Annotated in this window: 19 protein-coding genes; 10 read left to right on the forward strand and 9 right to left on the reverse strand. The window is 59.5% G+C overall.

Annotated elements, in window-relative coordinates; translation table 11 throughout:
• Positions 1-87 precede the first annotated feature (87 nt).
• Positions 88-2,163, reverse strand: coding sequence for a transketolase (gene tkt, locus HMPREF2875_RS05870; protein ID WP_210388160.1), 2,076 nt, complete (start codon positions 2,161-2,163; stop codon positions 88-90).
• A gap of 276 nt (positions 2,164-2,439) precedes the next feature.
• On the opposite strand from tkt, the gene HMPREF2875_RS05875 reads away from it, so the two are divergent.
• Positions 2,440-3,384, forward strand: coding sequence for a heme o synthase (locus tag HMPREF2875_RS05875; RefSeq protein ID WP_070671171.1), 945 nt, complete (start codon positions 2,440-2,442; stop codon positions 3,382-3,384).
• Here HMPREF2875_RS05875 and HMPREF2875_RS05880 read toward each other — a convergent pair.
• The 5 genes from HMPREF2875_RS05880 to mptB all read right to left on the reverse strand — a co-directional run bounded on the left by HMPREF2875_RS05880 (position 3,381) and on the right by mptB (position 9,021).
• Positions 3,381-4,349 (reverse strand): quinone oxidoreductase family protein, encoded by a 969-nt coding sequence (locus tag HMPREF2875_RS05880; RefSeq protein WP_070671173.1) that lies wholly within the window; start codon positions 4,347-4,349, stop codon positions 3,381-3,383. The genes HMPREF2875_RS05875 and HMPREF2875_RS05880 overlap by 4 nt on opposite strands.
• Before the next feature lie 113 nt (positions 4,350-4,462).
• Entirely contained in the window at positions 4,463-5,365 is a 903-nt protein-coding gene (locus HMPREF2875_RS05885) for a COX15/CtaA family protein (protein WP_210388161.1), read from the reverse strand.
• 155 nt (positions 5,366-5,520) lie between these two features.
• Positions 5,521-6,282, reverse strand: a complete 762-nt coding sequence (locus HMPREF2875_RS05890) for an ABC transporter permease (protein ID WP_070671177.1) — start codon at positions 6,280-6,282, stop codon at positions 5,521-5,523.
• Between the two features lie 54 nt (positions 6,283-6,336).
• Positions 6,337-7,251, reverse strand: coding sequence for an ABC transporter ATP-binding protein (locus tag HMPREF2875_RS05895; RefSeq protein WP_070671179.1), 915 nt, complete (start codon positions 7,249-7,251; stop codon positions 6,337-6,339).
• 6 nt (positions 7,252-7,257) lie between these two features.
• On the reverse strand, positions 7,258-9,021 hold the full coding sequence (mptB, locus tag HMPREF2875_RS05900) for a polyprenol phosphomannose-dependent alpha 1,6 mannosyltransferase MptB (RefSeq protein ID WP_070671181.1): 1,764 nt from the start codon (positions 9,019-9,021) through the stop codon (positions 7,258-7,260).
• 194 nt (positions 9,022-9,215) lie between these two features.
• Between mptB and HMPREF2875_RS05905 the strand changes: the two genes are divergently transcribed.
• The 7 genes from HMPREF2875_RS05905 to HMPREF2875_RS05935 all read left to right on the forward strand — a co-directional run bounded on the left by HMPREF2875_RS05905 (position 9,216) and on the right by HMPREF2875_RS05935 (position 15,498).
• Entirely contained in the window at positions 9,216-9,866 is a 651-nt protein-coding gene (locus HMPREF2875_RS05905; protein WP_070671386.1) for a helix-turn-helix transcriptional regulator, read from the forward strand.
• A 21-nt stretch (positions 9,867-9,887) separates the two neighbouring features.
• The gene (sufB, locus tag HMPREF2875_RS05910; protein ID WP_070671183.1) at positions 9,888-11,333 is read left to right on the forward strand and encodes a Fe-S cluster assembly protein SufB; all 1,446 of its coding nucleotides are present in this window, start codon (positions 9,888-9,890) and stop codon (positions 11,331-11,333) included.
• Complete coding sequence (sufD, locus tag HMPREF2875_RS05915; protein WP_070671185.1) at positions 11,334-12,524, forward strand: Fe-S cluster assembly protein SufD; 1,191 nt, start codon at positions 11,334-11,336, stop codon at positions 12,522-12,524. It abuts the gene before it with no gap.
• Between the two features lie 27 nt (positions 12,525-12,551).
• Positions 12,552-13,310 carry a Fe-S cluster assembly ATPase SufC gene (gene sufC / locus HMPREF2875_RS05920; protein ID WP_070671187.1) on the forward strand — a complete coding sequence of 253 codons (759 nt, stop codon included), beginning with the start codon at positions 12,552-12,554 and terminating at the stop codon, positions 13,308-13,310.
• 68 nt (positions 13,311-13,378) lie between these two features.
• Complete coding sequence (locus HMPREF2875_RS05925; RefSeq protein ID WP_070671189.1) at positions 13,379-14,626, forward strand: cysteine desulfurase; 1,248 nt, start codon at positions 13,379-13,381, stop codon at positions 14,624-14,626.
• Positions 14,623-15,072 (forward strand): Fe-S cluster assembly sulfur transfer protein SufU, encoded by a 450-nt coding sequence (gene sufU, locus HMPREF2875_RS05930; protein WP_070671190.1) that lies wholly within the window; start codon positions 14,623-14,625, stop codon positions 15,070-15,072. Before HMPREF2875_RS05925 ends, sufU begins: the two co-directional genes overlap by 4 nt.
• On the forward strand, positions 15,073-15,498 hold the full coding sequence (locus HMPREF2875_RS05935) for a metal-sulfur cluster assembly factor (RefSeq protein ID WP_070671191.1): 426 nt from the start codon (positions 15,073-15,075) through the stop codon (positions 15,496-15,498).
• 120 nt (positions 15,499-15,618) lie between these two features.
• On the opposite strand, the gene HMPREF2875_RS05940 is transcribed toward HMPREF2875_RS05935, so the two are convergent.
• The gene (locus tag HMPREF2875_RS05940; protein WP_070671192.1) at positions 15,619-17,619 is read right to left on the reverse strand and encodes a fructose-specific PTS transporter subunit EIIC; all 2,001 of its coding nucleotides are present in this window, start codon (positions 17,617-17,619) and stop codon (positions 15,619-15,621) included.
• Between the two features lie 161 nt (positions 17,620-17,780).
• Here HMPREF2875_RS05940 and HMPREF2875_RS05945 point away from each other — a divergent pair, with 161 nt between their 5' ends.
• A complete protein-coding gene (locus tag HMPREF2875_RS05945) occupies positions 17,781-19,412 on the forward strand; it encodes an ABC-F family ATP-binding cassette domain-containing protein (protein ID WP_070671193.1) in 1,632 nt (543 codons plus the stop codon).
• Between the two features lie 168 nt (positions 19,413-19,580).
• The gene (locus HMPREF2875_RS05950; RefSeq protein ID WP_070671194.1) at positions 19,581-20,336 is read left to right on the forward strand and encodes a hypothetical protein; all 756 of its coding nucleotides are present in this window, start codon (positions 19,581-19,583) and stop codon (positions 20,334-20,336) included.
• Here HMPREF2875_RS05950 and HMPREF2875_RS05955 read toward each other — a convergent pair.
• A complete protein-coding gene (locus HMPREF2875_RS05955; RefSeq protein WP_070671195.1) occupies positions 20,315-20,899 on the reverse strand; it encodes a hypothetical protein in 585 nt (194 codons plus the stop codon). The genes HMPREF2875_RS05950 and HMPREF2875_RS05955 overlap by 22 nt on opposite strands.
• Before the next feature lie 190 nt (positions 20,900-21,089).
• Complete coding sequence (locus tag HMPREF2875_RS05960) at positions 21,090-21,581, reverse strand: MerR family transcriptional regulator (protein WP_246817044.1); 492 nt, start codon at positions 21,579-21,581, stop codon at positions 21,090-21,092.
• Positions 21,582-21,613: the final 32 nt, after the last annotated feature.

Below are 21,613 nucleotides of genomic sequence, written 5' to 3' on the forward strand. Positions count from 1 at the left end.
GTGAGTGCAGAATCCTTTCGTAGCCGGCGGTGAAATGCCGTGGTGGAGGGCTTAAATAAGCGTGGGCTAGTTGGTTTGGGCCGTGGACTAGTTGGCTTGAGCAGCGCCGAGGGCGTCGCGGGCGGCATCGACTACAGCCTCGGCGGTGAAACCGAACTTCTCGAAAAGCTCGCCTGCCGGGGCAGAGGCACCGAAGTGCTCCAGCGAAACCGTGCGGCCGAAGGAACCGGTGTACTTGTGCCATGGCATCGACACACCAGCTTCGACGGACACGCGGGCAAGGACGGAGGAAGGAAGGACGGATTCGCGGTACTCGGTGTCCTGCTCGTCAAACCACTCCAGGCAAGGAGCAGAGACAACGCGGGTAGCGGTGCCCTCGGACTCGAGCTGCTTGGCGGCTTCAACGGCCAGCTGCACCTCGGAGCCAGTGGCCAGCAGGATGACATCCGGAGTCTCCTTCGAAGACTCGACAAGAATGTAGGCGCCGCGGCGAACACCTTCGGCGGCCTTCTCCTTGGTGCCCTCGAGAACCGGGAGATTCTGACGAGAGAGGGCCAGGCCCTTCGGTGCAGCCTTGTATTCCATCGCCGCGGCCCAAGCCTGGGCAGTTTCGTTGGCATCTGCCGGACGGATGACGGAGAGGTTCGGGATGGCGCGCAGTGCAGCGAGTGTCTCCACTGGCTGGTGGGTAGGACCGTCCTCACCCAAGCCGATGGAATCATGGGTCCAGACGTAGTAGGTATCAGTAGACATAAGCGAACCGAGGCGCACGGCCGGATACTGGTACTCGGAGAAAATGAGGAAGGTACCGCCGTAGACACGGGTATTTCCGTGCAGTGCGATGCCGTTCATGATCGCGGACATCGCGTGCTCACGAATACCGAAGTGCAGGTTGCGGCCATAGGGCTGTGCGGACCATGCGTTCGTGGTGATGGATTCTGGGCCGAAGGAATCAGCACCCTTGATGACGGTGTTGTTGGAGCCCGCTAGGTCGGCGGAGCCACCCCACATCTCCGGCAGGGACGCTGCCAGCGCCTGGATAGCGGCCTCAGACGCCTTACGGGTTGCTAGTGATTCACCGGCCTCCCAGGAGGGCAGTTCAGCGGCAAAATTCTCCGGTAGCTCACGGGCCTGGAGCCGATCGAAAAGCTTCTTCTCCTCCGGATTGGCTGCTGCCCACTCGTCAAACTTCTTCTGCCATTCAGCGTGCTTCTGGGCACCGCGCTCGGTGAGCTTGCGGGTATGAGCCAGAACGTCCTCGTCGATGTGGAAATGCTGTTCAGGGTTGAAGCCGAGGACTTCCTTGGTGGCGGCGACCTCGTCCTCACCCAGGGCAGCACCGTGGACGCCACCGGTGTTCATCTTGTTGGGGGCTGGGTAGCCGATGACCGTCTTGACGCGAATGAAGGATGGGCGGGTGGTTTCGGCGCGGGCCGCCTCAGCGGCAGCTTCGAGGGCTTCGACATCCTCGCCGGAGTCCACAGTCTGCACGTGCCAGCCATAAGCCTCGTAGCGCTTGACCACGTCCTCATTGAAGGCAATATTCGTATCGTCCTCAATGGAAATACGGTTATCATCCCAGAAGACGATGAGGTTGCCCAGCTGCTGGGTGCCCGCGAGGGACGATGCTTCAGCGGTGACACCTTCCTGCAGGTCGCCGTCGGAGGCGATGACATAGATGAAGTGATCGAAGGGAGACACGCCGGCGGGAGCGGAACCGTCGAAAAGCCCGCGCTCCTTGCGCGCCGCCATGGCCATACCTACCGAGGAAGCAAGGCCTTGGCCCAATGGACCCGTGGTGATCTCGACACCATCGGTGTGGTGGACTTCCGGGTGGCCCGGGGTCTTGGAGCCCCAAGTGCGCAGCGCCTTGAGATCCTCCATCTCGAGGCCGAAGCCGCCGAGGAAAAGCTGGATGTACTGCGTCAGGGAAGAGTGACCAACGGACAGTACGAAGCGGTCACGGCCAGCCCAGTGCACGTCTGCGGGGTCGTGGTTGAGGACGCGTTGGTACAACGTGTAGGCCAGCGGTGCCAACGACATCGCAGTACCCGGGTGACCCGAACCGCAATTTTGTACAGCGTCTGCAGCCAGTACACGCACGGTGTCCACAGCGCGGGTATCAAGGTCGGTCCAGTCTGAAGGGTAGCGGCGCTGGACCATAGCCTGCAGTTCTGGGGACAACTTCTCGTGCGACACGGCGAAAACCTCACTTCGCTTCTGGAAACAGATATACCGTTCAACAGTCTAGGCGCTTTTGGCCACGCTCCGCCGAATTATAGAAACCGGGTTCCGAGCGGTAGGCTGGCATGGTTGAGGCTAGCGCCTGTGTGCTCAAGCTCAGTGGGATGCGTGGGAACTTTTCAGTGCGCGTAGCCGACCACTACAAAGACCCATAACCCAGACGCTGGTGTAGCCGGATTTACGGAGGACTGTTCCTTGGAGACCATCAAGGCCTATTTTGCGCTAACGAAGCCGAGGATCATTGAGCTCCTCCTCGTTGCGGCAATCCCGGCGATGCTCCAGGCACAGCGCGGATTTGAGGCGGTGTCCTCGAACTTCTGGCTCATCATCTCCACCATCTTCGGTGGTTGGATGGGCGCGGCCGCAGCCCACACATTTAACAATGTTGTGGACTATGAAATCGATCAGAAGATGCAGCGCACCCGTGCACGCCCACTCGTGCGCGCCACCATTTCGCGTCGTAATGCCGCGATTTTCGCGTGGATTATGTTGGCGCTGTCGGTCTTTTGGCTCGGCGTGCTGGCTCATTCTTGGCTCGCAGCCTTTTTCGTGCTGCTCACCAATTTCTTCTACGTTTTCGTCTACACCAAGTTCCTCAAGATGAGGAATTCGCAAAACATCGTGTGGGGTGGCCTTGCCGGCTGTATGCCCGCCATGGTGGGTTGGGCCGTCATCCGCGATAATGCGCCGGCAGGGGAGCCGGACCGCTGGTGGCAGGCAATTGTGCTTTTCCTCATCATCTTCTTCTGGACGCCGCCGCACACGTGGGCGCTCGCCATGAAGTACAAGGAGGACTACCGCAAGGCAGGCGTACCAATGCTGCCGGTCGTGGCCCCAGAATCTGAGGTCACCCGTCAGATCGTCTGGTACACGGTAGGCACGGTCATAGTCACCCTGCTTATCATTCCGGCGGCATCGTGGATTTACCTCATTGCCGCGGTGGCCTCGGGAGCGGTCTTCCTGTGGATGGCCATCCGCCTTCACCAAGGAGTTAAACAGGGCGCTAAGGTCAAGCCCATGCGCCTGTTCATCTACTCCAACAACTACCTCTCGGTACTGTTTATCGGCTTGTCTGTCGACGCCGTGGTGGGCTGGGAGCCCATCGGCCGAATGCTCGGCTGGTCTGCGACTCTCTTTTAATCCTCGCGTACGCGCAGGACAATCGAGCCAGTTGTCTTGCGCTCCTGCAAGTCGCGGTGCGCCTGCTCTGCCTCAGCGAGGGGGTACTCGGCAGAGACGCGGAAGTTGAGGTCACCTTCAATTACCGCCTGTACAACCGCCTGGGCGCGCATGTCGAACTCGCCCTCTTGGGCCGTCCACGCGCCCAGGGAGGGACGGGTAAGGAAGATGGAGCCGTGCTTGTTGAGCAATTGGGGGTCCATCGGGGGAACCGGACCGCTGGCAGCGCCGAAGAGTGCCACGGTGCCGCGGGGACGGACAACCTCAAGGGACTCGTTAAAGGTATCTTTGCCCACGCCGTCATAGACCACGTCGACGCCCCGGCCACCATTAAAGCGGCGCACCTGCTCAGCTAGTCCCTCGCTGTAGAGAAAGACCTCGTCAGCGCCGGCGGAGTAGGCGAGCTTTTTCTTTTCCTCAGTTGAGACCACCGAGTACACGGTTGCACCCAGTGACTTGGCCATCTGGGTAAGGATGAGGCCCACGCCGCCGGCACCGGCCGTGATGAGGCAGGACGCTCCTTCACCGAGCTGGTAGACGCCGTGGCTGAGGTAGTGGGCCGTCATACCTTGCAGGAGCATGGAACCGGCAACGTCTGAGGGAATGTCATCCGGTACGGCGACGACGCGATCACGGGGCACGCACACCTGCTCTGCATAGGAACCTAAGGCATGATCCCAAGCCACCATGGTGCCCTCAGCAATCTCGCCCTGGGGATCGTGGACGACTCGTCCCGTGCCTTCAAGCCCTAGGATGAACGGGGTGGAGGCGTTGTAAATGCCTTCACGATAGTACGTATCGATGTAGTTGACGCCGGCCACGGAGACATCGACAAGCAACTGCTCTTCTGACGGCGCGGGGTTGTCCACCTCTGTGTAGGTGAGGACCTCAGGTCCTCCGGTCGTGGTTACCTGAATTGCATGCATATACCTAGGCTAAATGACAACACGGTGAAAGCGCAGCAAAAAGGCGCCGTCTCCGTCATGAGGGGAGACCGCGCCTTTTTGCCCCGTTCGGCTTTCAACGCGCTGGGCAGCAACTACTGCACGGACGCGGACGGCTGCTCTTCTTTGAGGATGCGGCGTTGGCCATGAGCCCACAGCAACGCGGTAAACGCGGTCACAACAGAGGACATGCCGACGTGGAAGGGCACAGTCCAGCGAGGAATGTGCAGGTAGAACTGGAGCACTCCGATGGCCCACTGCACGAGGATGCACACGATGAGCACCCAGCCAGCCTTCTTAGCGGCCGTCGGCGCATCAGAGCGGTGTAGGAGGAATACGACGACCAAGGTTAAGGCCAGGTACACGTACATGCAGATCGCGTGAATGACGGCCATGCCGTAGGTATCAACGCCAAGCCGGCCCTCCATGCCGACGCCGGCATCACCTGAATGCGTTCCCGAACCGGTCACAAAGGTGCCAGTAAGCAAGACAAGAGACAGTGCTATAGCGGCAACCACCGCGAGGGTACGAATAGCAGCAGGGAAGAGACGGGTAGGAGTCCCTTCGTCAGGTTCGGCGATGCGCGAGTACAGCAGAGCGGCAATCCATACCAGCACCATGGACGGAAGGAAGTGGATCGCTACAGACCACCACGACAGTTTGAGGATGACCGAGAGCGCACCGATGAGCGCCTGCACCACGATGCCGAAGAGCCCCAGCCAGGCATAGACCTTGAGTTCTTTCCGCCGCTTTGCCTTGTACATCGCCACGATTGTGGCCACAGCGGCGGCTGCGACGACGAAGGTGAGGAGGCGGTTGCCAAACTCGATGACCTGGTGGACCAGAGGGGCCGCGCCTTTGAGCGGAACCAACGAGCCGGGATGGCAGTTAGGCCACGTCACGCAGCCCAAACCGGAGCCGGTGACGCGAACAATGGAGCCGGAAACAGTGATGCCACCTTGGCATAGAAGAAGGATCAGCGCGAGGATGCGCTGCATCTTCACCGATGGGCCAACTTGGCCACGGGTTGCCTGAACGGATGATGGGGGCGACGATATATTGGCGGTACTCACAGCTTTTAACCCTACCGCCCGGGCGCGCCCGGAACTAATACCAGGAGCCTGGCACAGCTACCTGAGGAGAAAAGTCACATTTAGCCATCGAAGCGGAACCATCGCACGGCAGCAACCGACGCCACCGCGGCCCAGCCCGCGAGAACCAGGAGCTCGACTCCGGGGAAAGACCCGTTCAACGCGGTATCGAGGCCGGCCGCCATTGCCACGGTAGGCACAAGGGTAAGAAGCCCGTTATCGCCCAAGCCCTGGGAGAACATGACCCATCCCACGGTGCCGAGGAGGATAAACCAGATGAGGTTGGACACGGCCAGAACTACCTCGGAACTTAAGGTGCCTCCGAGGAGCAGGCCCAGTGCCGTAAAGGCCGCGACACCCAGCACAAGAGCGACGAGGCCCACGGCAATACCCTCCACTCCTACACGCAGACCCAGAATCGTTGCCGTTGTGCCGAGGACGAGAACTTGGAGGACGACCATGGAGAGCACGGCGATAATCTTGCCCACGACGATGGCCCAGGCGGGAACGCCGGAGGCGCCCGTTCGTTTGAGGGCCCCGTAGCGGCGATCAAAGGCAAGGGAGATTGCCTGGCCGGTAAACCCGGACGAGGTTGCGGCGACAGCGAGCACCATTGGGAAAATCTCAGCGATACCGTGACCGGTGGTTCTCTCTAGGCGGTGGGCACCGATGAGGATAGCGAGGGGAATGATGATGCTGAGCAGTTGTTGCTCACCATGGCGCAGCATGAGCTTTGACTCGATAGCGCCTTGGGCGCGCGCCATGGACCCTACGCCGACGCGCTGCGGCTGAGGAGTAAACGTACCTGGTGCGAAAGTGCTCATTGTGTAGTCTCCGTGAAGCGTTCCGCGAGCGTGATGCGCGGAAATAGATGATTGCTAGCTGCGCATCTCCCGACCGGTAAGGTCAAGGAACACGTCTTCCAAATTGCGGTGCGATGTTTCGAGGCTGCGCACGAGGACATCTTGCCGGGCCAGCTCCGCGGTGAGAGCAGCAATTGCCTCGGGATGAGCGGGGGTGCTCAGCCGGTAGTGCAGGGGGCGAACCGTTTCGGCATTGACACCTGCGGAGCGGAGCTTTTCGACGTCCACCGGACTGGCGGTTTCGAAGCTCACCTGGGAGGTCTCCGTTGAGGCCATAAGGTCCGAGGTGGTTCCACTCGCCACGAGCTTGCCGTGGTCAATGATGACCACATGGTCGGATAAGGACTCGGCTTCATCCATAAGGTGCGTGGTCAACACGACTGTTACGCCATCGGCGCGCAAGGCGCGGATGAGGTCCCACACGGCAAGCCGCGATTGAGCATCCATGCCGGCGGTCGGTTCATCGAGGAACACCAGCTCTGGGCGTCCAATAATGGCAAGGGCCAAGGACAGGCGCTGTTGTTGACCACCGGAAAGACGCCGGTAGGTATTGTTCGCGACACCACCTAGGCCGAGAGCATCAAGCAGCCAGTCTGGGTCCAAAGGATTCTTGTTATAGGAAGCGCTGAGTTTGAGCATCTCGCGCACCTTGATTCCGGAATAAGAACCCCCACCTTGAAGCATGATGCCGATGCGGGACCGGACGGCATCCGGTTGCCGGGAAGGGTCGAGACCGAGGACTTTGATCGTGCCAGATGTGGGCGTGGTAAACCCCTCACACATGTCAATGGTGGTCGTTTTACCGGCGCCGTTAGGGCCCAGCAAGCAGAGGATCTCGCCTCGATTGACGCGGAAGCTTAACCCGTTTACCGCATTCACGTCGCCATAGGTCTTGACAACGTTATCCAGGGTCAGCGCTGTTGTATTCACGAAGGCCTAGTGTAGGACACGGACACCAGCCCTGCGCAACGCAACCCACCCCACCGTAGCGAGAGCCACAAAGGTGAGAAGTGCGGCGAGATAGATAACGAAGACGGTGCCCGGAGGTAGCCCCAAACCGCGGGGTAGCACGATGAAGCTCATCACGCCGGAATAGAGAATGACCGCCATCCTGAAGAAGCGACGGTTTGCCCATGCAGCTAGCGGCAGGATTGCCCACAGGATGTACCACGGCTGGACGACGGGGAAGAAGACGACGAGGACGAATGTGGATACGCCCAGACCACCCACTGGGTGGATAGCGCCACGATAGACAGCGAACAACATGCGGACCATAAATCCGGTGGCGATGATCACGCCGACGCTGCGGGTGACGGTGAGGATTGCCTCGGTGTGATCGCCAAGACCCAACAGCATGCCGAGGAAACCGGCGCCGACGCCTACCGACGTCGTCGTGGACAGCCAGGAGCGAATTGTCGCTGCTCCGCCTTGGCCAAAGACCCAGCCGATGTCGATACCGGTTATTAAGGTGATGAACGCAATCGAGAAGGCCAGAACTACGAGCTGCACGACTCCAGCGCTGAGCACGGCGCGAAGTGGCGAGACGCTGTGCTTATCGACGAGCCTCTTGGCCCACGCCATACCGACAAAACCCAACCCAATAAAGCCAGTGACCTTGACCATTCCGGCGCAGGAAATAAGCACACCGGAGGCGAAGAACAAAAGCCATTCGTGCCAGCGTGCAGAGTGTTCGTCATTAACCGCTCGTAGACCCAGCTCGAGGCCAACCAGTGCTAGCCCCAACATGAAAGCCTCATTGTGGATTCCGCCAACGAGGTGAAGGATGGTCAGTGGATTTAGGATGCCCAGCCACAGCGCGGCTTCGGGGGACACTCGGCAGCGCGCCGCCAAGCGCGCAATGGCCCACCCCGCGGCGACAATTCCTAACAGGGAGAAAAGGCGGTGAAGGATGACGCCCCAAATAATGGAATCATTGGTCAACCAGCTCACCACGGCGGCCAAACCCAAGGCAACAGGCCCATAAGGCGACGGCGAATTGGCCCAAATGAAGGGGACCGAACGAGCAAGGTCGTCATCGGCGCCGAGCAATTCGACAGGGCCAGCAGAATAGGGATCGAGGCCCTGCATGACAATCGACCCGTTGGCCAAGTACGAGTAGATGTCCTGGGTAAAAAGGGGAGCGGTGACGACAAGCGGCAGCACCCATCCCAGCCACGTACGCCACATCTGACTTTGAGTAACCACGCGGGGAGAATGGCTAAAACGCTGTTCCTGTCCATAGTTTTCTCCCGAGGACTGCTGCCTTGGTATCGGCAGACGCAAGGGAGCGCCCACGAGGGGCGCCATGCAGACCCAGGCCAGAACCATGAACGCCACACCAATGAAGACAAGGGCAGACGCCGATTGCAGCATGCGGGACATGAGCGAACCAAAGGGGAGGGACTCATAAGGGTTGCCAACTACCGGCAGCGCGCCTGCACCGAGGCCCCCAAGTCCGATGAGCAAAGCGCCGATGGTGCCCAACCACCGCAACGTGAACAATGTACGGAGATGGGCGATGGTGCGCCGGTGGTCGTCGCCAAGCCCGGCTTCGTGATCCGTGCGTGCCGCATATGGAGCATCCTCGTGGAGGAGAGCCGAACGTGAACCGGCGAGGCCCATCCGTGGCAGTTCATCGCGTACACCCCACACGACGCGCATGAACCGCCCCGATCGGGTGTAGTGACGCTCCTCATTCATGAGTGTCTACCTTAGTCGCTCGCCTCGCAGGCGACACGCACGTCCCGATGAAGGCTAAAAGGTGGAAAACGGGAATCAATTAAGGAACACTAGTGTTGTCTAATCTGAGACACGTTCCCCAGGACACACTCAAGGAGGTGCACACCGTGACCAAGGAGACTCGCTCCACCGAGGGCGATACCCGCCGCCATGTCATGTTGCTGCTTCTCAAGGACGGCCCCGTGACGGCGTCGTACCTGGGTGAGCGCCTGGGTCTCTCGGCTGCTGGCATCCGCCGGCATTTAGACATTCTGGTGGAAGAAGGACTCACTGAGGTGGTACACCGCCGCCCGCCAGCCCGCCCCGGGCATACGGCGGGGCGTGGCCGCCCAGCCAAACATTTTCGTCTCACTGATCAAGGCCGTGCACAATTTGGCCATGCCTACGACGAACTGGCAGCTGAAGCTCTGACTGCGTTGCGTGAAACAGGTGGCCCAGAGGCGGTACGCCGCTTCGCCAAGACTCGCTTCGAGCGCCTCGTGGAAGACGTTAAACCTCTGGTCAACGAAGATGAATCGGTTCCAGCGGTAGCACGCCAGCTTGCTGAGGCTCTTGATGCGCACGGTTACGCTGCCACGGTCACGTCTGTGGGTAACGGCGTGCAGATTTGCCAGCACCATTGCCCGGTGGCTCATGTGGCCGCTGAGCACCCGGAGCTGTGTGAGGCTGAACAGGAAGTCTTCTCTGCCCTTTTAGGAAAACATGTGCAACCTTTGGCCTCCATTGCGGACGGCCACGGCATTTGCACCACAAATATCCCTTTAACACCCGTGTCGCCCTCTACGGCGGAACGGCAGGAACGCTAATCGACGAGAAAGGAGCGGGCTTTGACACAGGCACAACCAGCACCAGGGCTTGAAACCAAGATGAGCGATGACGAGATCATCTCCTCCATCGGCGGCTACGAGTATGGCTGGCACGATTCCGACGAAGCCGGCCAAGCAGCACACCGCGGATTGAGCGAGGATGTCGTTCGCGACATTTCCAAGAAGAAGAACGAGCCCGAGTGGATGCTCGAGTCGCGCCTCAAGGCACTGCGTGTGTTCAATAAGAAGCCGGTTCCGACGTGGGGCCCTGATCTGTCTGCGATCGACTTCGACAACATTAAGTACTTTGTTCGTTCAACCGAGAAGCAGGCCCAGACCTGGGATGATCTTCCGGAAGACATTAAGCAAACCTACGACAAGCTGGGCATCCCGGATGCTGAGAAGAAGCGCCTTGTCTCAGGTGTTGCTGCTCAGTACGAGTCCGAGGTGGTCTACCACAAGATCCGTGAGGATCTTGAGGCGCAGGGCGTTATCTTCGTCGATACCGACACCGCCGTGCAGGAGTACCCGGAGATTCTCCAGGAGTACTTCGGCACCGTGATCCCTGCTGGTGATAACAAGTTCTCCGCACTGAACAACGCTTGCTGGTCCGGTGGTTCCTTCGTGTACGTCCCGAAGGGCGTGCACGTGGACATCCCGCTCCAGGCCTACTTCCGCATTAACACCGAGAACATGGGCCAGTTCGAGCGCACGTTGATCGTCGTCGAGGAGGACGCTTACGTCCACTACATCGAGGGCTGCACTGCCCCGATTTACAACTCGGACTCATTGCACACAGGTGTCATTGAGATCGTCGTGAAGAAGGGCGGTCGCTGCCGCTACACCACGATCCAGAACTGGTCCACCAACGTCTACAACTTGGTGACCCAGCGCGCCAAGGTTGAAGAAGGCGGCACCATGGAGTGGGTCGATGGCAACATCGGTTCCAAGGTCACCATGAAGTACCCGTCCTGCTGGCTCACCGGCGAGCACGCTAAGGGTGAGGTTCTTTCCTTGGCCTTTGCAGGCGAAAACCAAGTTCAAGACACCGGCTCCAAGATGATCCACATGGCGCCGAACACCTCCTCCAACATCGTGTCGAAGTCCGTGGCCCGCAACGGCGGCCGCGCCGCCTACCGCGGACTCGTGCAGGTCAACAACAATGCCTCCAACTCCACCGCGAACGTCGAGTGTGATGCTTTGCTCGTGGACAATGACTCGCGCTCGGATACCTATCCGTACAACGACATCCGCAACGATCACGTCACCTTGGGCCACGAGGCCACCGTCTCCCAGGTCTCTGAAGAGCAGCTGTTCTACCTCATGTCCCGCGGCATTGCCGAGGAAGAAGCGATGGCCATGATCGTGCGCGGCTTTGTCGAGCCGATTGCCAAGGAGCTCCCGATGGAATACGCCCTGGAGCTCAACCGTCTTATCGAGCTGCAGATGGAAGGATCGGTGGGCTAAGTGGTAGCTTCCAACGAATTTAACCCTGCTGACGTCACCAAGGGTGACCAGTTCACCTCGTTCAACGTGGAGGACTTCCCGGTCCCGCATGGCCGCGACGAGGTCTGGCGCTTCATTGCCCTGCGTAATCTGCGTGGTTTGCACAACGGGGAGTTTGCCCCGGCCACTGCCCAGAAGATCGACGTCACTGCCCCGGAGGGCGTGACCTCTGAAACCGTGGCAGCGGACGATTCCCGCCTTGGTACTGCAGGCGCTCCGGCTGACCGAGTTGCGGCACAGGCATGGACATCCATGCCAGAGGCTCAGATTGTCACTGTTGCTGCAGAAGCACAGCTGGACAAGCCGGTGGAAATCACCATCACCGGCGCAGGTGAGGGTGTGACCTCCTTCGGTGCTACCTCTATCCACGTCGGCCACCACGCCGAGGCCACTATCGTGCTGCGCTACGTTGGTTCCGGCACCCACGCGGACAACGTGGAGTTCCTGCTTGAAGATGGTGCACAGGTCACCGTCGTCGTCGACGCCGACTGGGAGGACGACGCCGTCCACCTGTCCCACCAGATTGCCAAGGTCGGCCGCGATGCCGTACTTCGCCACAACACCGCCATCTTCGGCGGCGAGATTGTGCGTCTCGTCCCGCGCGTGGTCTTTGACGGACCCGGCGGTGATGCCGAACTGCTGGGCGTCTACTTCGCTGATGCAGGCCAGTACTTTGAGAACCGCCTGCTCGTCGACCACGACGTCCCGAACTGCCGCTCCCGCGTGTTCTACAAGGGCGCTCTGCAGGGCGCGACCGCTGCGGAGAAGGAAGAGGCAGGCTCTGCTTCGCGGACCCCAGAGGCACGTACCTGCTGGGTCGGTGACGTACTCATCCGCAAGGACGCCAACAACACCGATACCTACGAGACGAACAACAACCTGATCCTCACCGAAGGCGCGCGTGCTGACGCCATCCCGAACCTGGAGATTCAGACCGGTGAGATCGTTGGTGCCGGCCACGCCGCCACCGTGGGCCGCTTCGACGACCTCGAGCTGTTCTACCTCATGTCCCGCGGCATCCCAGCCGCCGAGGCTCGTCGCCTCATCATCCGCGGCTTCTTCTCTGAAGTCATCTCCCGCATCCCAGTCGAGTCCCTGCGCGAGGATCTGGAATCCCGCGTCGTCGACGAGCTCGCCAAGATCAACGCTTAAAACTCCCCGAAAGCAGGTACCAACTCCATGTCTACTCTGGAAATCAAGAACCTCCACGCGCAGGTGCTCCCTAACGAGGAGGACGGCGAGGCCAAGGAGATTCTCAAGGGCGTCAACCTCACCATCAACTCCGGTGAGACCCACGCCGTTATGGGCCCGAACGGCTCCGGTAAGTCCACTCTGTCCTATGTCATTGCCGGTCACCCGAAGTACGAGGTCACCGAAGGCGAAGTGCTTCTCGACGGCGAAAACCTCCTCGAGATGGAAGTTGACGAGCGCGCCCGTGCTGGTCTCTTCCTCGCCATGCAGTACCCGACCGAGGTGCCGGGCGTGAAGATGTCGCAGTTCATGCGCTCTGCCGTGACCGCCATCCGTGGTGAAGCTCCGAAGCTGCGTGAGTGGAACAAGGAACTGACCGAAGCCCGCGAGAAGCTGGCTATTGACAAGTCCTTCGCTCACCGCTCCGTCAACGAGGGCTTCTCTGGTGGTGAGAAGAAGCGCCACGAGGTTATGCAGCTGGATATCCTCAAGCCGAAGTTCGCTGTCATGGATGAGACCGACTCCGGCCTGGACGTCGATGCCCTGCGCGTCGTGTCTGAAGGCATTAACCGCTACCAGGATGAAACCAACGGCGGCATCCTCCTCATTACGCACTACAAGCGCATCCTCAACTACGTCACCCCGGACTTCGTTCACGTCTTCGCTGATGGACAGATCATCAAGACCGGTGGCGCGGAGCTGGCTGACCAACTTGAGGCTGACGGTTACGAGCAGTTCCTCAAGTAAGCAACATCCACATCATGAGTCGCGCGACAACATCGCGCGATACGTAGAAGAACCGAGCAGAAGGACCCATGTCTGAACTAGACGTTACTGCGATTAGGGAGCAATTCCCCATCCTTTCGCGCACTGTCCGCGAAGGTAAACCCCTGGTGTACCTGGATTCGGGAGCGACCTCGCAACGTCCGCTGCCGGTATGGAAGGCCGAGGAGGAGTTTGTCCTCGGCACCAACGCGCCGGTGCACCGCGGCTCTTACCAGCTGGCGGAGGAGGCTGATGATGCCTACGAGTCCGCTCGCCAGGCCATCGCTGCCTTCGTCGGCGCCGACCGCGATGAGATTGCTTTCACCAAAAACGCCACTGAGGCACTCAATGAGGTTGCCTACACGCTCAGTGATGAACGTGCGGGGGAACTCTACGTTGGTGAAGGTGACACCGTGGTGGTCACCGAGCTCGAGCACCACGCGAACCTCGTGCCATGGCAGGAGCTGTGCCAGCGCACCGGTGCCACGCTGAAGTGGTACTCCATGACAGAGGATGGCCGCATCGACCTCGATTCCCTTGAGCTCGATGAGTCCGTCAAGGTCGTGGCTTTTACCCATCAGTCAAACGTTACCGGAGCTGTTGCTCCTGTTACGGAACTGGTGCGGCGCGCTCGCGCCGTTGGCGCCCTTGTAGTCCTGGACGCCTGCCAGTCCGTTCCTCACATGCCGGTGGACTTCCATGCGCTGGACGTCGATTTCGCGGCGTTCTCCGGGCACAAGATGTGCGGTCCTACTGGCATCGGCGTGCTGTACGGCAAAGCTGAACTTTTGTCCAAGCTTCCACCTTTCCTCACGGGTGGTTCCATGATTGAGGTCGTGAAGATGGACAGCACCACCTTTGCAGAACCGCCCACACGGTTCGAGGCCGGCACCCAAATGACCAGCCAGGTCGTGGGACTCGGTGCGGCCGTGAAGTACCTCAGTGAGATCGGCATGGACGCCGTCCATGCCCACGAGAAGAAGCTCACCGCTTATGCCTTGGATAAGCTCACCCAGATTCCGGGCCTGCGCATCATTGGCCCCGAGAACACCGAAGATCGTGGGGGAGCGGTATCCTTCGTCGTGGAGGGAATCCACCCCCATGACTTGGGCCAGGTTCTCGACGCCCATGGCGTATCCATTCGCACTGGCCACCACTGCGCGTGGCCGCTGCATCGCGCGTGCAAGGCTAATTCGACCGCACGCGCTAGCTTCTACCTGTACAACACTGAGGACGAGGTCGACGCCCTCGTTGAGGCGGTGCGGGCAGCCCGTGCCTTCTTTGGAGTGAGCGAATGAACCTAGATTCCATGTACCAGGACGTCATCCTGGACCATTACAAGAACCCGAAGTTTTCCGGCCTGCGCGAAGGTCAGGCAGAAGTCCACCACGTCAACCCTTCCTGCGGTGACGAGATCACCTTGCGTGTGAAGCTCTCTGCCGATGGAGTAACAGTGGAGGACGTCTCCTATGACGCCGAAGGCTGCTCCATTTCGCAGGCCTCGACCTCCGTCATGGCGGAAGAAATCGTGGGCATCCCTCTCGACGAAGCCAACGCCAAGCTGGCTGAGTTCGAGAAGATGGTCACCTCGCGCGGTGAGGTTGAGGGTGACGACGAGATCATTGGGGATGGCATCGCTTTTGCCGGTGTGGCCAAGTTCCCCGCCCGTGTGAAGTGCGCTCTTCTGGGGTGGAAGGCTTTCCAAGCCGCCACCGCGGAGGCGCTGAACGAATTGGAGAAATAGATGGCAGAGAACACTGAGACCACCGATCCTACCGACCCGTACCAGGACCAGAACGCGTCCTTCGACGGCGGTGCTGTCAAACCTGAGCAGACTGAAGAGCAGATTGCTAAGGTCTTCGACATCACCGAGTATCTCCGCGACGTTATCGACCCAGAGCTCGGCATCAACATCGTTGATCTGGGCTTGGTCTACGACGTCTGGCTCGATGAGATTGACGGCAAGAACACCTGCGTCATTAATATGACGCTGACTTCCCCGGCCTGCCCGCTCACCGACGTGATTGGCGAGCAGATTGAGGACGTCATCGTGGGCAACAAGCTTGCTGAGGCCGTCCAACTCAACTGGGTATGGATGCCGCCGTGGGGCCCGAACATGATTACTGAGGAGGGCCGCGAGATGCTCCAGGCCCTCGGCTTTGCCGTCTAGATTCGACTGCAAGCCCTCTTTCCATCAGTCCGAGATGCTGTAGGTCTTTGTTCCATGACCTGCCGCGCATTCGGGCTGACGGTTTCTTTTCCCTAATGGGCGGGCGCCTTAGCCATACCGCTACTTCTCAGCTGGTGTGGATGCCGGATTCAGGGCGGAAGAGATGATGCTGACAGCCTCTTCCTTAGTTGTGGCGGATTCGAGGCGGGCTCGGAAGTCTTCTTTCATGATGGCCCTAGCCAGCTTGGAGAGCAGCTTGAGATGCTGCTTGCCGGCGTCGTCTGGCACGGCAATGAGGAACACCATCGTTGTTGGCTCCTCGCCTTCCGCCCATGTGATGCCTTTGGGGAGGCGAGCAAAAGCCAACGTAGGAGTTGCCACACCCGCAGACCGGGCATGTGGGATGGCCACGCCATGCCCCACCCCGGTGGAATGCTTCGATTCCCGCTCAAGGGCTGCATGAACCACTGCAGAGGGATCAGACATGCGACCTGAAACAAGCTGAACAAGTGCTTGGATGGTCTCTTCGCGGCTATTTCCCAGGTTGCGGTCGAGGCTCACCGTCTCGACAGATAGCAGTGGTTGGTCCTGGGCCGATGCTTCCGGGACGGTGACATGAGATTCGTGTGCGGCGTTCTGTTCACTCTTGTTCTCGCTCCAGCTCTGAGATTTCCTATTTTGGGTAAATCCAATCAACAGGAGCATCACCGAAGCACAGACGACGACGCCGATGAGCAATGCTGCGAAGAAGCCTATGACGTTGTCGACAGCGCCAAGCATCGCAACGATGGGACCGCCATGCATGACATGGTCCTTGACCCCAAATGCACCTGCCAAGGCGCCCGCCACCGCACCGCCGATGACGTTTGCCGGAATGACCTGTAGCGGACGTGCAGCGGCAAGAGGAATTGCGCCTTCAGTAATGCCGAAGAACCCCATGAAGAGCGCGGCGATTCCGGCGTCTTTTTCTGCTTTGTTGAACCAAGCGCGGCGGACTAGGGTGGCAACTCCCACCGCCAAGGGCGGTACAGCGATAGCGGTAGCGGCCATGCCCATTGGTGCCGCATTGCCCGCGGCAATCATGCCACCACCAAAGAGGAAGGCAGTTTTGTTGAAGGGGCCTCCCATGTCGAATGCGATCATCGCGCCGATAACGAGACCAAGGACTATGACAGAGGAGCCTTCCATCCCTGCGAGATACTCGGTCAGTGCTTCAAATGCCCCGGCTACGGGCGCGCCGACGAAGTAAATGAAGATAAGCCCAACGATGAGTGTGGTGAAAATCGGTATCACGATGATCGGCCAAATTGGGGCGATGTACTTGTTGACGGGGATCTTCTTAATCCCCAGGGCCACGTAGCCGGATAGGATGCCTGTAACAATGCCTCCCAAGAATCCGGCACCGGCCTCGGAACCGTACAGCGAGCCAGTCGTCGCGATAAGACCGGTGATGAGTCCTGGCGCCAACCCGGGACGGTCTGCAATGCCAACTGCGATATAGCCGGAAAGAACCGGCACCATGAGTGAGAAGGCTAAGCCGCCCAGTTCGTTCAGAGTATTCCAGAACGAATCTTCTGGGATCGCCAAACCCTCGGGCGTAGGTGTTCCTCCGATCGATAGTGCAACCGCGATGAGGAGACCACCGGTCACCACGAACGGGATCATGTGGGAAACACCGTTCATCAAAGCCTTGTAAAGGGTCTGGCCCAGTGCTGGGAACCCAGTGGCGCTAGCGGAGCGCTCTTTGTCCTCAGCAGCTTGTGGCGATTTGCTTGAGGTCTTTCCTTTCCATTTCGCCGCTGATAGGGATCGGGTAAGAAGTTCCTTTGGATGCTTGATTGCTTCATCGACGCCAGTAGCTGCCAAACGTTTACCGTGGAAGCGGTCCTTTGCAATTACGGTGTCGGCGCCAATCACGATGGCATCGGCTTCGTCGATGTCTTTCGCGCTAAAGGTACCTTCAACACCGATTGAGCCGTGTGTCTCAATCTTGATACGGTAGCCAAGCTCTGCGGCAGCAGCTTCGAGATTCTCGGCCGCCATGTAGGTATGGGCAATGCCAGTGGGGCAGGCGGTAATCGCGAGGATCAACGGTGGTTTCGATGTGTCTGAAGTGCTCATGAGGCCAATGTAGTCACATTGAACTTCGTGGATAGATCAAACGCGCCGAAAAGGGCTTCACGAATCCACAGTGGCTTTGCAGCAGGAAGCCCGACTACGTGGTGAAGGGAGTTCTATCGTGGGTTCGGGTTTAACTGCCCTGGTTGCTAGACTGTTTCGACGTGATTGTGACCAATGATTTCGAGGTGCGCGTAGGTGCACGCACGCTTCTCGACGCCCCTGGCCAGCACCTTCGCGTCCAACCGGGAGACCGCATCGGCCTCGTCGGGCGCAACGGTGCGGGTAAGACCACCACGATGCGCATTCTGGCAGGGGAGACCGAGCCCTATGGTGGCTCTGTGACCCGTTCCGGCCCCATTGGTTACCTGCCCCAGGATTCCCGTGAGGGCAACATTGAGCAGACCGCACGTGAACGCGTGCTCTCCGCACGAGGCCTCGATGACATCAAGCGCCGCATGGCCAAGCAGCAAGAGCTTATGGAAACCGCCACGGACGATAAATTCCGCGACAAGGCCATCCGTAAGTTCTCTCGCTTGGAAGAGGAGTATCACGCTCTCGGCGGCTATGAGGCGGACTCCGAATGCGCGCAGATTTGCGATAACTTGGGCCTTCCGCAGCGCGTCCTCGACCAACAGCTCAAGACGCTGTCCGGCGGTCAACGCCGCCGTGTGGAGCTAGCGCAGATTCTTTTCGCGGCCTCAGCTGGCTCCGGCAAGTCTCAGACCACGCTGCTTCTCGACGAGCCCACCAACCACCTCGACGCAGACTCCATCACCTGGCTGCGCGGCTTCTTATCCAAGCATGAAGGCGGCTTGGTCATGATTTCGCACGACGTGGACCTGCTGGAGGCCGTGTGCAACAAGGTCTGGTTCCTGGACGCCGTGCGTGCCGAGGCCGATGTCTACAACATGGGCTTCAAGAAGTACCTTGACGCCCGCGCGACCGATGAGGCTCGCCGCCGTCGCGAACGTGCCAACGCGGAGAAGAAGGCTGCAGCGTTGCAGAAGCAAGCCGCCAAGCTGGGCGCGAAGGCCACGAAGGCTGCCGCTGCCAAGCAGATGCTCCACCGAGCTGAGCGCATGATGAACGAGCTCGATGATGTGCGCGTGGCGGATAAGGTGGCCAACATCAAATTCCCGGAGCCAGCTCCATGCGGTAAGACCCCGATGAACGCCAAGGGCCTGACTAAGATGTATGGCTCTCTCGAGGTTTTCGCCGGCGTGGACTTGGCCATTGATAAAGGCTCACGTGTGGTTGTGCTGGGCTATAACGGCGCTGGTAAGACGACGCTGCTGAAACTGTTGGCGGGTGTTGAGCGCACCGACGGCGAGGGCGGTATCGTCACTGGCCACGGGCTGCGCATCGGCTACTTTGCGCAGGAGCACGACAACATCGATCCGGATAAAACGGTGTGGGAGAACACCATCGAAGCTTGCCCGGATGCTGGTCAGCAGGATCTGCGCGGCCTACTCGGCGCCTTCATGTTCTCCGGCGACAAGCTCGAACAACCTGCTGGCACGCTCTCCGGCGGTGAGAAAACCCGACTATCCCTGGCAACGCTGGTGTCCTCGCGTGCGAACGTGCTGCTTCTCGACGAGCCCACAAACAACCTCGATCCCCAGTCCCGTGAGCAGGTCCTTGATGCTCTGGGCACCTACACCGGTGCCGTCGTCTTGGTGACCCACGATCCAGGCGCAGTGAAAGCACTCAACCCTGAGCGCGTCATCATCATGCCGGACGGCGATGAGGACCTGTGGAACGATGAGTACATGGAGATTGTTGAGCTCGCTTAAAGACTAATTCTCAAATATGGCTCTATCCTTGTTCTACATCCTGGGCTAGACTCGAGCTCACAATCACACACACCGCTCAAGACTCTTCTCTTGGGTCCTTCCGCTTCCCACGCACAGGGTCTAGAAGTGGTCAGACCCCGACGTGCTGCCGCAGGAGAGGAAGAAGTCATGAGCACCGCCGATCGCCTCGGTTCTGTCATCGAACCGCTACTCACCGGATTAGTGAGCAAACGACCTGAAGTCCGCGTGGACTGGGCCTACACCGAGTTGAAAGAGGGCATTGAGTCAGGTCAGTGGGATGACCATCTCGATCAGATTCGTGACCGCCTTAACGGTTACCTGCGTACAGAGAAGGTGTGGACTAAGGCGTTGTCCGCTAGGTTGCTGAATGTCCTCGCGGCGGCAGGCCACTTCCATTACGAGGACTACCTTGCCTTCCGCGCGTGGTATGTCACAGAGGAAGACACACGCGGCATTGTCAAAGACATCGGTCCTATCTTGGCCGTTGGTTATGGCGCCGACTACGTAGAAACCTGCGTCCGCAAGGGAATGATCCCGCCCGTCGAAGCGGCAGCAATTATCTCGTGCCGCCTTCGCGCTCCCGGCGGGGTGTGGCATGACGACGAGGGGGTGCGCTTAGCGCGCGCTGCCTGCGCCACGATTGGAGAAAGCACCTCGCCACATATTCTCGAAATCTGGATCGAGCGGCTGAGCGATACCGTCCTCGCCGAAGGCGTGCGTAACGGCAACCGCGAAGTAGTGGAAAACTTCGCCCAATTCCTTAAGACCACGGGCGACTTGATCCGCAGCGAGCCCGAGAAGTGGGGAATTGATGATGAACGCGCGCAGCTGGCCCTGCCGTTGATTGCGGAGCTCGAGGAGCAACTGGGCACTGCCAGTAACTACCGAGAAGCAGCGCCATAGAAGCGCACCCTCGTTACTTCGGTCCAACTACCGCGTTGCCATGGGTAGCGGTCAGGCGATGCTTGGACCGGTTCGCTGAGGACTAAGAGGGTATCGGTTCCAGCTGGGCCACCGACCGTGAGTTCACCTTCGCTTATCACAATCGCCGATTCGAAGGTACGGTCCGCCCGCTTGCTGCGAACAACAGTCATCGGTACCTCAACGAAGACAGTTTTTCCGCGCCGCAAAACCGTGAGTTCGTTGGTCACATAGCTAGGTCGAATGCGTTCGGCAGCAATTAAGCCCCACACAAAGACGATGGCCCAGAGCGACAGTAGCAACGCTACAATCCGCAGAACGCGCGTGGGCAGAAGAAGGTGCACAACGACCATTTCAATCACCAACACCGAAGTGATGAATCCGAGCATCTGTAGCCTGCCCGGAGGGTGGGAAAGTGCCACCGCGCCGGTGGGAATCAAAGTCTGGCCCCGCAACCAACGCCACAGATCCTGGTAAAGGCCCACTTCATACTTGGCAAGGCGAAATCCAGGATGTTTCTCCACAAACCGCCAGGCGTTAGCCACGAAAGCCTCCCACCAAAGCCTCGAGTGCTACACCTTGCGCACCTTTTGTCGGAGTGTCTGCCACGGTCAGCGGAGCATTGCCAGGCCGGAGCGTTGGGTAGATTCCTCGCATCAAACCCCGTGGAAGTAGGGACTGCAGGTTGTCGACGATGCGCGCAACCCCACGATCTTGCGGAGACAGCGAGCCAAGCTATCGCCATAAGGTTTCACCTTCACGGAGAGCTGCAAGGCAGTCGTCGTCGGCGAGGTTCTGTCGCAGCTGCTCCCAGGTGGCGGATGTAGCTACTCCAGTAAATGCCATGAGATCCCAGGAATTTAGTTCGAGTTGAAGCATTGCCGGATCCTCGATGACCTGGCTGAGGGAGTCGCGGATATCCTCTGGTGTCCCTTTGGGGGCTCGAGAAAGGGCACGCAGACGTTCTCGTTGCTGCTGCAGCCGAGCAATGCGCTCATCCAGCATGCTAAACGAGCGCTCGACCGCATCGGGAGATGAGACATTAGCGATCGGGACGCCGGCGTCGATAAGTGCACGCGCACGCAGCACCGAAGCCAGATCAGAGACAGAATAGTCGCGATAGTTTCCGCTGGTACGTGCGGGTTCAGGAACTGCGCCCGTCTCGTGCAAATGCCGTACAGAACGAACTGAGCATCCAGCGACCGCAGCGACGTCCGATATCTTCATAGGACAAAGTTGAACCCTCACATTGTGTGAGG

Origin of the sequence: Corynebacterium sp. HMSC078H07 (assembly GCF_001812805.1) — a bacterium.
GTDB lineage: Bacteria > Actinomycetota > Actinomycetes > Mycobacteriales > Mycobacteriaceae > Corynebacterium.

Excerpts from the sequence above, each read along its gene's own strand:
- sufU (WP_070671190.1), top strand. The coding sequence starts at position 14,623 with ATGAACCTAGATTCCATGTACCAGGACGTCATCCTGGACCATTACAAG.
- HMPREF2875_RS05935 (WP_070671191.1), top strand. The coding sequence starts at position 15,073 with ATGGCAGAGAACACTGAGACCACCGATCCTACCGACCCGTACCAGGAC.
- sufC (WP_070671187.1), top strand. The coding sequence starts at position 12,552 with ATGTCTACTCTGGAAATCAAGAACCTCCACGCGCAGGTGCTCCCTAAC.
- HMPREF2875_RS05885 (WP_210388161.1), bottom strand. The coding sequence starts at position 5,365 with ATGCAGCGCATCCTCGCGCTGATCCTTCTTCTATGCCAAGGTGGCATC.
- HMPREF2875_RS05950 (WP_070671194.1), top strand. The coding sequence starts at position 19,581 with ATGAGCACCGCCGATCGCCTCGGTTCTGTCATCGAACCGCTACTCACC.
- HMPREF2875_RS05925 (WP_070671189.1), top strand. The coding sequence starts at position 13,379 with ATGTCTGAACTAGACGTTACTGCGATTAGGGAGCAATTCCCCATCCTT.
- HMPREF2875_RS05880 (WP_070671173.1), bottom strand. The coding sequence starts at position 4,349 with ATGCATGCAATTCAGGTAACCACGACCGGAGGACCTGAGGTCCTCACC.
- mptB (WP_070671181.1), bottom strand. The coding sequence starts at position 9,021 with ATGAATGAGGAGCGTCACTACACCCGATCGGGGCGGTTCATGCGCGTC.
- tkt (WP_210388160.1), bottom strand. The coding sequence starts at position 2,163 with ATGGTCCAGCGCCGCTACCCTTCAGACTGGACCGACCTTGATACCCGC.
- HMPREF2875_RS05905 (WP_070671386.1), top strand. The coding sequence starts at position 9,216 with ATGTTGCTGCTTCTCAAGGACGGCCCCGTGACGGCGTCGTACCTGGGT.
- HMPREF2875_RS05890 (WP_070671177.1), bottom strand. The coding sequence starts at position 6,282 with ATGAGCACTTTCGCACCAGGTACGTTTACTCCTCAGCCGCAGCGCGTC.
- HMPREF2875_RS05960 (WP_246817044.1), bottom strand. The coding sequence starts at position 21,581 with ATGAAGATATCGGACGTCGCTGCGGTCGCTGGATGCTCAGTTCGTTCT.
- HMPREF2875_RS05940 (WP_070671192.1), bottom strand. The coding sequence starts at position 17,619 with ATGAGCACTTCAGACACATCGAAACCACCGTTGATCCTCGCGATTACC.